Origin of the sequence: sulfur-oxidizing endosymbiont of Gigantopelta aegis (assembly GCF_016097415.1) — a bacterium.
Classification (GTDB): Bacteria; Pseudomonadota; Gammaproteobacteria; order GRL18; family GRL18; genus GRL18.
Map to the genome: position 1 here is coordinate 37,812 of NZ_JAEHGE010000004.1, position 9,893 is coordinate 47,704.

Annotated in this window: 13 protein-coding genes and 1 pseudogene; 4 read left to right on the forward strand and 10 right to left on the reverse strand. The window is 39.7% G+C overall.

Translation table 11 applies throughout. The annotated features are described in order from the left end of the window. Positions 1-57 precede the first annotated feature (57 nt). Entirely contained in the window at positions 58-621 is a 564-nt protein-coding gene (locus JEU79_RS25040) for a recombinase family protein (RefSeq protein ID WP_198266636.1), read from the reverse strand. A gap of 207 nt (positions 622-828) precedes the next feature. On the opposite strand from JEU79_RS25040, the gene JEU79_RS27875 reads away from it, so the two are divergent. Genes JEU79_RS27875 through JEU79_RS25055 form a run of 4 tightly spaced genes read left to right on the forward strand, consistent with a single transcriptional unit; the run spans position 829 to position 3,149 of the window. Continuing rightward, positions 829-1,050 carry a recombinase family protein gene (locus tag JEU79_RS27875; RefSeq protein WP_281401116.1) on the forward strand — a complete coding sequence of 74 codons (222 nt, stop codon included), beginning with the start codon at positions 829-831 and terminating at the stop codon, positions 1,048-1,050. A gap of 32 nt (positions 1,051-1,082) precedes the next feature. After that, the gene (locus JEU79_RS27880; RefSeq protein ID WP_281401117.1) at positions 1,083-1,340 is read left to right on the forward strand and encodes a recombinase family protein; all 258 of its coding nucleotides are present in this window, start codon (positions 1,083-1,085) and stop codon (positions 1,338-1,340) included. Beyond that, positions 1,247-1,546: a hypothetical protein gene (locus JEU79_RS25050; RefSeq protein WP_198266649.1), complete on the forward strand. Its 300-nt coding sequence runs from the start codon at positions 1,247-1,249 to the stop codon at positions 1,544-1,546. The genes JEU79_RS27880 and JEU79_RS25050 overlap by 94 nt, the downstream gene beginning before the upstream one ends. Next, the gene (locus JEU79_RS25055; protein ID WP_198266637.1) at positions 1,503-3,149 is read left to right on the forward strand and encodes an AAA family ATPase; all 1,647 of its coding nucleotides are present in this window, start codon (positions 1,503-1,505) and stop codon (positions 3,147-3,149) included. The genes JEU79_RS25050 and JEU79_RS25055 overlap by 44 nt, the downstream gene beginning before the upstream one ends. Before the next feature lie 786 nt (positions 3,150-3,935). On the opposite strand, the gene JEU79_RS29065 is transcribed toward JEU79_RS25055, so the two are convergent. The 9 genes and pseudogenes from JEU79_RS29065 to JEU79_RS25095 form a co-directional block, all read right to left on the reverse strand. Then, a complete protein-coding gene (locus tag JEU79_RS29065; protein WP_425511205.1) occupies positions 3,936-4,229 on the reverse strand; it encodes a DUF5658 family protein in 294 nt (97 codons plus the stop codon). A gap of 10 nt (positions 4,230-4,239) precedes the next feature. After that, complete coding sequence (locus JEU79_RS25060) at positions 4,240-4,587, reverse strand: hypothetical protein (protein ID WP_198266638.1); 348 nt, start codon at positions 4,585-4,587, stop codon at positions 4,240-4,242. Further along, complete coding sequence (locus tag JEU79_RS25065) at positions 4,577-4,888, reverse strand: chalcone isomerase family protein (protein ID WP_214660678.1); 312 nt, start codon at positions 4,886-4,888, stop codon at positions 4,577-4,579. Before JEU79_RS25065 ends, JEU79_RS25060 begins: the two co-directional genes overlap by 11 nt. Before the next feature lie 16 nt (positions 4,889-4,904). Then, complete coding sequence (locus JEU79_RS25070; RefSeq protein ID WP_198266640.1) at positions 4,905-6,194, reverse strand: TraB/TrbI/VirB10 family type IV secretion system protein; 1,290 nt, start codon at positions 6,192-6,194, stop codon at positions 4,905-4,907. Between the two features lie 36 nt (positions 6,195-6,230). Beyond that, on the reverse strand, positions 6,231-7,205 hold the full coding sequence (gene trbG / locus JEU79_RS25075) for a P-type conjugative transfer protein TrbG (protein WP_198266641.1): 975 nt from the start codon (positions 7,203-7,205) through the stop codon (positions 6,231-6,233). Between the two features lie 52 nt (positions 7,206-7,257). Further along, positions 7,258-7,953, reverse strand: coding sequence for a conjugal transfer protein TrbF (gene trbF, locus JEU79_RS25080; RefSeq protein WP_174484153.1), 696 nt, complete (start codon positions 7,951-7,953; stop codon positions 7,258-7,260). Positions 7,954-7,974: 21 nt separating this feature from the next. Further along, a complete protein-coding gene (locus tag JEU79_RS25085) occupies positions 7,975-9,231 on the reverse strand; it encodes a type IV secretion system protein (RefSeq protein ID WP_198266642.1) in 1,257 nt (418 codons plus the stop codon). 9 nt (positions 9,232-9,240) lie between these two features. Further along, the gene (locus JEU79_RS25090; RefSeq protein WP_198266643.1) at positions 9,241-9,498 is read right to left on the reverse strand and encodes an EexN family lipoprotein; all 258 of its coding nucleotides are present in this window, start codon (positions 9,496-9,498) and stop codon (positions 9,241-9,243) included. Between the two features lie 74 nt (positions 9,499-9,572). Further along, positions 9,573-9,893: pseudogene (locus JEU79_RS25095) on the reverse strand (hypothetical protein); the annotation flags it as partial.

Genomic DNA, 9,893 nt, shown 5'->3' on the forward strand with positions numbered 1-9,893 from the left:
ATATTTAAAATGTATAAGATAAAAATATACTTGTGAAGTGTAATGAATATTTCATTATCAAATCCCCCCTCTACCGCCAGGTAAATGTCGGTAGAGTGTGGACGGGGCTACTTTTAACCGGGCAGCTACTTCCTCGACTGTAATATCAGGGTCGGCGAGCATGGCTTTAGCAGCCTGAATATCTTTATCCGTTAGAGCGGGTGGCCTCCCTCCTTTCTTGCCTCTGGCTCTGGCTGCATCAAGCCCAGCCTTGGTTCGTTCTTTGATAATCGATCGTTCAAATTCTGCTAATGATGCAAAAATATGGAAGATCAACTTGCCGCCTGATGTAGTGGTATCAATATTTTCAGTCAGGGATTTAAACCCTATCCCTCGATTTTCTAAATCTTCGACTGTTTCGATTAGTTGCTTAATAGAGCGAGCTAACCGGTCGAGTTTCCAGACAACAAGCGTATCCCCTTCTCTAATATATTCGAGAGCTGCTTTTAATTCTGGTCGATCTCGTTGAGCGCCGGAAGCCTTTTCGGTGAAAACCTTTTCGCAGCCTGCTGCTTCCAGTGCGTCAGTTTGTAAATCCTGTTTTTGATCTTGTGTCGAAACGCGAGCATAACCAACCAGCATAATAAAACCTCCCAAAACTCATATAAAGTATGGATTATTAAGAGATTAATTTCAAGAGACAGTTTTAAGATAACTTGAGCTATAAATAGGGTTGATTTGTTCACATCTTCTCAATTCTCTCAAAAACGAACGTTTTTGAGAGGGTTATAAACTACAAACGTCCTTTTGTAGTTTATAACCCTGACCTTTTCTGTTATCTTTTTCTGCATGGAAACCAAGAAATTCATAGCCTATTACCGCGTATCGACAGACAAGCAAGGCCGTGGTGATCTGATCCAGTCTTTTACCGAAATCGAAAGCGGTAGAAAAAATAACCGACCAGAATTACTAATAGCGTTAGATGAATGCCGAAAGAATAAGGCCGCTTTAGTTATTGCTAAACTAGGTCGTCTTGCTCGCAATGTTTATTTCATCAGTGGTCTGGTCTGATGGAAAGCAGTATGGAGTTCGTGGCTGTGGATATGCCGGAAGCCAATCGGCTCACCATTCATATATTGACCGCTGTGGCCGAACATGAACGGGAGATGATAAGTCAACGTACAAAGGTGGCTCTACAGGCGGCAAAGAACCGAGGGGTGAGGCTTGGTAGCCCTACCCCAAAAACGGGGCGGCTATCCGTTCAAAAGTGTTGCAGGAAAAGGCGGATCGTTTTGCCGAAAATGTGTTGTCCATTATCAAAGAACTACAACTCCAAGGTATTACCAGTTATAAAGCTTTAGCACGTACGTTGAATGTTTGCGGTATTCCAGCAACCAATAATTGTCAATGGTACGGTGCAACAGCGAAAAAGTACTATATAGAGCAGAACAATACGAGGCTTGAATTTACAAAAAATGTCATCATATCTGGTAGGATTAAATATAAGACAGGAGCAATTCCAAATGCCAGATGGTTCATACTCTTTTTCTTATCCGGGTGTCGATAATCAGACTCAAAATATCCCATTAAATAACGGAGACATACTTTTTGTTCTTGGTGCGAATGGAACTGGAAAATCGGGGTTAATTCATAAGATTTATACTCAGAATGCAGGTAAAGCAAAGCGAATTTCTGCTCATCGTCAGACATGGTTTAACTCAAATGCACTCGATTTTACTCCTGCAACTAGAATGCAAGCTGCACAAAATATAAATTCCAGAGATTCACAGATACAGTCCAGATGGAAAGATGAAAATGGTGTACAAAAGTCGCAGATTGTTATTTTTGATTTAATTAATGCAGAAAACGTTCGTGCGCGTGAAATAGCTAAAGCTATAGATCAGAATAATACTGCTCGTGCAGAAGAATATGCTAAAGCTAATCATCCGCCAATAGAAGTACTAAATCATCTTCTTCAGCTTTCAAATTTACCAATTAAAATTTTTGTTGAAAAAAATGAAAAAGTTTTTGCCAGAAAGAACAATGGAAATCCATACAGTATTGCCGAGCTTTCTGATGGAGAGAGAAACGCAATTTTAATTGCATCTGATGTATTAACAGCCGAAGAAAATACCTTGTTTTTAATAGATGAACCGGAGCGACATCTTCATCGTTCTATTATTTCCCCCCTTCTTTCTTCGCTTTTCCAAAAAAGGCCAGACTGTGCATTTATAATTGCGACTCATGATGTTGGTTTGCCCATGGATAACCCTGAATCTAATGTGTTAGTCGTACGTGGATGCGAGTGGAATGGATCGCAAATTTCTGCTTGGGATGCTGATCTTATATCAGCAGATCATGACATTGATTATCATGTTAAGAAAGATATTCTTGGTTCAAGGCGCACACTGCTTTTTATAGAAGGAAATCAAAATAGCCTAGACCAGCATATTTACCAAATTTTATTTCCTGATATATCTGTTATTCCTCAAGGAAATTGTACTGCGGTTGAGCGAGTTGTTAATGGTATTACTTCCACAGAAACCCTTCATTGGGTTAAAGCTTTTGGTTTGATTGATGCAGATGATAGACAACAAGATGAATTGGATAAATTGAAAGAAAACAATATTTTTTCTTTGCCATGTTATTCAGTAGAGTCACTGTATTATGGTACAGATATGATCTATCAAATTGCTCTTAAACAAGCGTCTGTAACAGGAGAGGACGCGGGTATATTGAAAAACACAGCCTTACAAGAAGCCATGACTGCGATTGAGCCACATAAAGAACGACTATGTTCACGTCTTTGTGAACGAAAAGTAAGAACCGAAATTAAATTTCCCGATTGGGAATATATTAAAAATAGAGACGATTTTGGGTTCGATTTAGACTTGAAATCGATCAGGGAAACGGAAATACAAAAATTCGATTCTTATATGGAAGCCCAAGATATCAATTCAATCATTGGGCGTTACCCAGTTAGAGAAACACCAATATTAAATAAAATTGCAGGAGCATTGGGTTTTCAGAATCGTGGAAAATACGAGAGTTCAGTCAGACAACTACTTATTGATAACGAAGAAGTCCGTATTAAAACACGAAATTTATTGGGTGACCTTGTAACTGTTATAAAAGGAGAACAAGAACCGACAGAAAGACTTTGCGCATAATACTAACATGCCCTTTTGATGGATATATGATCTGCTAACAATCCTAAGTGTTATCGTTTTGTCTAATTTTAAATGATTATCATATTCGAAATAGAAAATTTAGGAGAGTAGACTACATTTGCTTTTATCGAGGGAGCATTGGAGCGAGAAGACCGATTGTTCTATCAGCCTTGAATATAAACAGATTCATATGACTGAGAGAAACGTCCGACTGCTGGGTGGAATTCCCACTAACAACAAGAACCGCAACATACTAAAAGCAACCAAAACTAAGGAGGTGTCTATGAAAAAATTGATCCTCAAAATTCGCTATACGATAAGTTTGGCTGTAGGACTGTTGGTCTTAGTTGGCGCTGGAGGGGCACAATATATTTGTGCTCGATCCAATGCTTCTTTCCTATAAACATAAAACATTTCGATACTAATTGTCTAAAGTTAATCGCAAATACGAACAAAAGAAAAGTTTTCTCTACCATCATTTAAATGTTCTCATGAGAACATTTAAACCTAAATTTAGTATTAGCAAAAAAGTAAACAGTTGCGATAACATCTATCACCACATCAGAGTAAAGATGAATCATGAAGGGCTTTGCCCTCAGCCTTCGGCTTCACCCAAGGTATTTAAACCAAGAGTGATGCGGTAGGGGGCCGGAGCTAACCGGCTGCGAACGAGGGGTAACGTCTATGGTAACCAGGTGAGCTGGCCACGTTACCCCTTTTGTTTATGCAATAGGCTGGTTACAGCAGTTACTAGGCCACAAAGAGGGTAGATACCTAGTAAACATGCTATTCAGCCGTGATCTTCTTATATTCCTTATAAAGAAAGAATAGACCGCAAATATATACAATATTCGCGGCTATTAATTCAAGTTCCATAAAATACTGGCTAAAAACCATCCAGCCAACAAATATAATAAACAATAGCTTGAATACTAAAAGACCAGAATACCCCCAACGATTAATAAAAACACGTATAAAAGGGTTGGACTCATGACCACCGGCTGAAACGATTTTAATCGTGAAAAACAGGTCAATAAAATTCAGAAAAACGAAAAAAATTAAAAGGATAAAAATATTCAAAAAGTTAAACTTAACTTGTTTCTAACGTTGCATCCTTTATAGTCGAACTCATTCCAGATTGAAAATCAGATGATTTGGTTTTTTCTTTTTTTTCATCGCCATTAATATCAGAAGAACCACTTTTGGTCTCATCTGAATCAGCATCAGGGGAATAGTTTTTTAACCATTTCTTGAACTCTTTATCTCGCTTTAAATGATGTTCTAAAATAGCTTCAAGAACTATCGATTCATCACAACTCGGGTTAACTTCCTTCGCAGCTTTCACATAAAGATTAAAATTTTTAACCAAGTCTTCACGAAGTTTAAAATTGACACGAACAGGCTCAGAAACCTTTGGAATAGTCAGACTAATTGCCATGCATTATATCCTCTTTTGAATTGATAAGTTTTTTGTTTAATGCAAATCGTAATAACGCAGTATAGTATAATCTACGTGCGCTGCTTTGCTCTTTTGTTGCTAATTGTACGGCTTCATTTTTCAATTTTTCGGGTAATTTAAGATTAATAGTCAAGCCAGCAGACGGACTGGCATAAAAGATCGGATGATGTTCACCTGGAGCAATATTTTTGAATGAATCAATAAATTCTTTGATCGCTTTAGCATAGACTTCTTGCAATATTTCATCATGTACTTTTGTATAGTTTTTAATAGCATTCACTAGCTCAGGTTCAGCTTTAGTTTGTTGCAAAATTAGTGTCAAAACGCATTCCCCTATTGGCGTTATATGGTTCCAATATCATGTCTTTGTTAACAAAAACATTCACTGCAAATCCAGGGGCTATTGTTATTGTTGGCTGCCGATTTAACATTTTATCGACAATTTTTTGACCAGTTCTATTAATATCCTGCCCAATACTTGATACAAAACCTTGACTCAAAGTTGGACTAAAACCTGTCTGACTACCTTGCGAAGAGGTGACGGCGGCGGACATAATACTGGACAAAATAACCCCCCCAGCTAATTGTAACCAATGGCGGTCTACCTTGTCTTTAAAACCTGCATATCCAGTCAAATCAACACCAGGCATTCCTTCCAGATTGATAGATGCACCATTTGGCATAATTAACCGCTGCCAGACTACCAGAACACGTTCCTGACCGAAAGCAACACCAGAATCATATTGCCCAACCAAGCGCGTTCCTTGAGGAATTAATAGATAATTACCGGTCACAGTATCAAAAACATTTTCACGAACTTGCCCGACAATTTGACCTGGCAAATCAGAATTAATACCCGTGATCAATGTCGTTGGAATGATAGTTCCTGCTTTCACTTCATATGGTGAAACCGGATGAGTTATTGCGGCTTTTAAGTAAGCATTTGGTGAATCTTTACTGTATTTTTCAAGAAAGCTGGATTTATCGCTTTGTTTATTCTGTGAGTCCCATTCCGTCTTCTGTTTCAGAGCCGATAAATCGGGTGAATAAGTCGGTCGATTACCACGCAATGCAGAACGTCTTTCGGCTAAATTGGAATGTAATTCAGCTTGATTTTTTTCTGATAAATCTTGCTCTCTTTTTTCATTAAATCCTGGAAAAAAAACATCGGCTTTCATGGCCTGTATGCGTTCGGCTATCAGGCGTTGTTCTTCAGGGGTTAATTCACGTTTGGCTGGAGCAACGGGTCGTTTAAATGTGGTTGTTTTAGCAACCACACCGACATGCCCCATATCACCCTCAAGAGCTGGCCCCAGTTTAGGCACGGGCCTTGGAATCTCTGAATAGTTTTTAGGACCAGTTTTTACAAAGCCAGGCAGCCGATTATCATCGGCTGGAACCAGGTTATCTTCAGCAACACCTACATTATCAGGTTCACTCAGCATAGCGACAGCAAAAGCAATGATAATGATACCGATTGCAGCAAAAACAAGTGCGATAATCGGGCCTTGCTTTAACCGTCTAGGTTGAGCTGTGGACATTCTAAGTGAAGCACTATCCGGGCTAATTTTATCTGTTTCTGACATAATTTCATCCTTTTAAAATGTTCTCATGAGAACATTTTAAGAACCTTTGTTATCATTCATAATTAAAACAATTTCTTCGCCGCCTTCTTGGGCAATACGTAATTCAGCTTGATTAAACAGGCGATCAACAATGTAATAGTTTTCTTTTACCCGATAGTTAACCATCTGTAAGTCACCGTGCTTCAAAACATAAAGGGCAGGGGCTTCACTAGAGGCCAGTGCATCAGGAAATTGAATATAGGTCTTTTTGCCATTATCAAATACACGTACAGGTTTCCAGACTGGCGAGCCTTCATCGACTTCAATCGTGTAATTAAAATTAGCATGACTAATATCTACTGATGACGTTTGAATCATCTCATTTTCACGGCGTATTTCTTCTGCTTGCGCGGAATATAAATCCAGTTCATCTTGCGCGTAAATCCACGACACAGCCGACATATATGTTTTCTTATAAGAATGCAGCTCGATATGATACGTCCGTCTGTTGGTGGTTAATATCAGCGTAGTATTCAAGTCTGGTCGGGTTGGCTTAATGTATAGATGTTGAATCTTTTGGCCGTTTTTATAGGATGTACTGGAACCGGCTTTCCAGCGAACAGGATCACCGATACCAGGCTTGCCTAACAGCTCTTCACCTGGTTGCAATTGAATATCCGTCAGTTTAAACGGAGCACAAAAAATCTGATACAAGGCTCCTTCCGCATAATCGTATTGCATAATGGCATTGAAATAGCCGTAATGATCCGGTTTATATGTGGCCGCTGCATTAGCCGCTTCAATGATGCGATAAGGCGGCTTGTTGTTTGGCTTTTTCTTGCGATCTTCTTCGGAAAACGTTCTCAATTGATGCGCTGCTATGACCTTAGGAACGGTAACGACTTTAGGAACAGGTTCAATATATTCAGTTTTTACCGCCTTCACATAATCATCACGGCTGATGGGTTTTTGAGTAGCACAGCCATTGATAACAAAGGCAAATGAAAGAATAAATAGAGCATGTAAATACATAATTAATCCTTGAAAGTATATAAAAATATATGCACGAATATTAAAAAAAAGCTTACCGGAATACCTTTGACCAAGAGTAATGCGTGATGTACATTCCCAATGGATTCTTGGCTAATTTTTCTTTACTGTCGGGTATTTGCATTTCAACCTTAAAGGTTCCCCGCCAATGTTCTTTTCCCAGCATATCGCCTTTTTTAGACCAAATTTGTTCACTCCAATCTATTTGCCAAGTATCGGGTGAAAGTCTTAATGTATCTTCAATCGAAATACTGACCGTTTGTGTTTCCATCCGTTTGAACGGCGATAATGCCCTTGTTTCTGAATTCAGTTGATTAACCGCTTCATCGGCAATGTAGTTATAGGCATCGAGCCAGTTTTGCCGTACCACCATCATATCTGAGGACAATGAACGGGTCATACGCAGAAAACGCCGTAAATGAAATTCAATTTGTTTTTCTGATGGTCGCCATTCCGCCATACTTTGTCCGGCACGACCTGAATACCTGGCATTACCCAGTTGGTCAACTTGAACAACCTCAACTTCCGTTTTAGGCAACTGGCCTAAGTAAATCATGCCGCCTACACTAACTAATGAAATAAACATGCTGCCAAAGGCAGCGATCCGCCAGTTCTCAGCTTGCTTTCTTGAACTCCCTATCCGTTCATCCCAAACCTGTTCTGCTCGTTGATAGGGCGTTTCGGGTATGGGATTTTCATTTTCCCATTTTGCTGTTTTTGCTTCTTTCACATTAAAACTCCAGAGTGAATGCTATAAATTAGGGTTTATATTGCCGCCTGAAGGCCGAGCTTCCTGTGGTATTGAATGGTGCATTGAAGCGGCTCGCTGCATAGTGCGTTTGGCCCATGCGGGGGCTTCAGATGATGTACTCGCAGCCGTTGTTTTTTTATCCATTCCCATTGTCACCCTTGCGCCGTTAGTTGATGCATTAGAAAGCGTTTCTCCTGCCTTACCTGCCATATTCGAGACAGTGCTTTTCACTTGATTTCCTGCTGCTGAACCCATACCATAAAGAGAACCCAATGCAGCGGAAGCCGCCCTGTTGACTGGATTTGTTGAAGAACTGGCCGCAAGAGCCAGATTCGCACCAGTAGAAGCCGAACCATACGCTGCCGCTCCTAAACGTGCTGCACCTCCGGTCATCGAAGCAGCGGCCCTTGTTGCATTCGCTAACCCAGCCGCCGCTCCCGCGGCCATAAAACCACCGGCCACTGTGTTTTGAACAGCAGTACCCGCAGATAGGGAAGGGGAACCTGCAATGAGTCCGGCGGCTATACCAGGGGCGTTCCAGGCAAGAAAACCAATGGCACCCACTGTTAAAATTAATGAAAAAATTTCATTAAGCGTAGCCGTAGCAGTTAAAGTAGCAGCGAGAATAACTGGGCCAGAAACACTCAAAATAAACGACAGAACCATCATCTTTATACCGGAAGCAATAACCGCACCTATCGACTTCTCAGCCAGAAATTTAGTATGTTTCATTAGCCCAAAAGGTAAAAAAATACTGACTATGGCAACAATCAAATAAAATTCAAGAACAGTAATAAAAACCTGAATAGCGATTAACAGAAAGATGGCCATGACAATTAAATACAGAATCGAAATAATAATTTTCTGTCCTATTTGAGTCCACGGCAAAGCTTCAACCTTATCCATAATGGGCTGACTCACATCCAGTCCTTTTCCTGCTATTGCAGACGGGTCAAGTAAATTAAAAGTCAACCCGCCAGCGGCGGTACTACCGGCCTGAATCAATGAATTCACAAATTGATTCACCAATACAGGAAATGAACTGACTATCCAGAACCAGATACCGATAAATAATATTTTTTTTATGGCATCCAGAATTTGCCCAGCACCTAACGCCCAATATAAACCAAACAAAACCACCTCTATTCCTAACAGTACTAGGAACAACCACAAGGTTGATGGATAAAGATTCCCATAACCTAATGAGAAAATACCAATAAAGTTCAATAATGTGGTAGTCAGGGTATTAAAACTCATAGCTATACCTTACCAACCAAGACTATTTATTGCTCGCAAAACCGCCTGACAATCTGAAGAACTCTTAAACTCCTGCCTGGGCATTTTGTTACATTTATTCCTTTGTAATTTCAACTCATCTTGATGATTTTTAAAATATTCTGTTTTTTTATCTAGTGATACTTCTTTAAGTGTTTTTTCCTTGACATAGTTGGCAGCATCTACTTCTTCCTGACTGCACCCATTTAAAACAGTCAAAATCAAGGGTATTAATAGTAAATATTTCATAATAATTATTGGATTGGTTGTAATGATGGTGGAACCTTTACTTTAGGCTCACGATTAATAGTAAATATTCATAATCATCTTACAGGTGGTAAAGACGATGGAACTGTGACTGCCGCCCCTCGATTGGTGTAACTAGACATGAATCGAACATATTGTTCCTGTCCGGCCTCTCTTTCAGCAATCTCCATTTGATGTTTGATCGCAAACATCCGTTGAGTCGCAATCATGGATTGGTTCATATCATTAACGGATGCAATCAGCGCAGCATTTAATTGATTACCGACTTGAATTTGTCGAACGGTTCCATCTGCACCATTACTATCATTAAGTAATGTTTGGATACGGTTATTACGTGCCGCGATTTTGTTGATTGCTGCCTGTGCCTGCATAGCCCC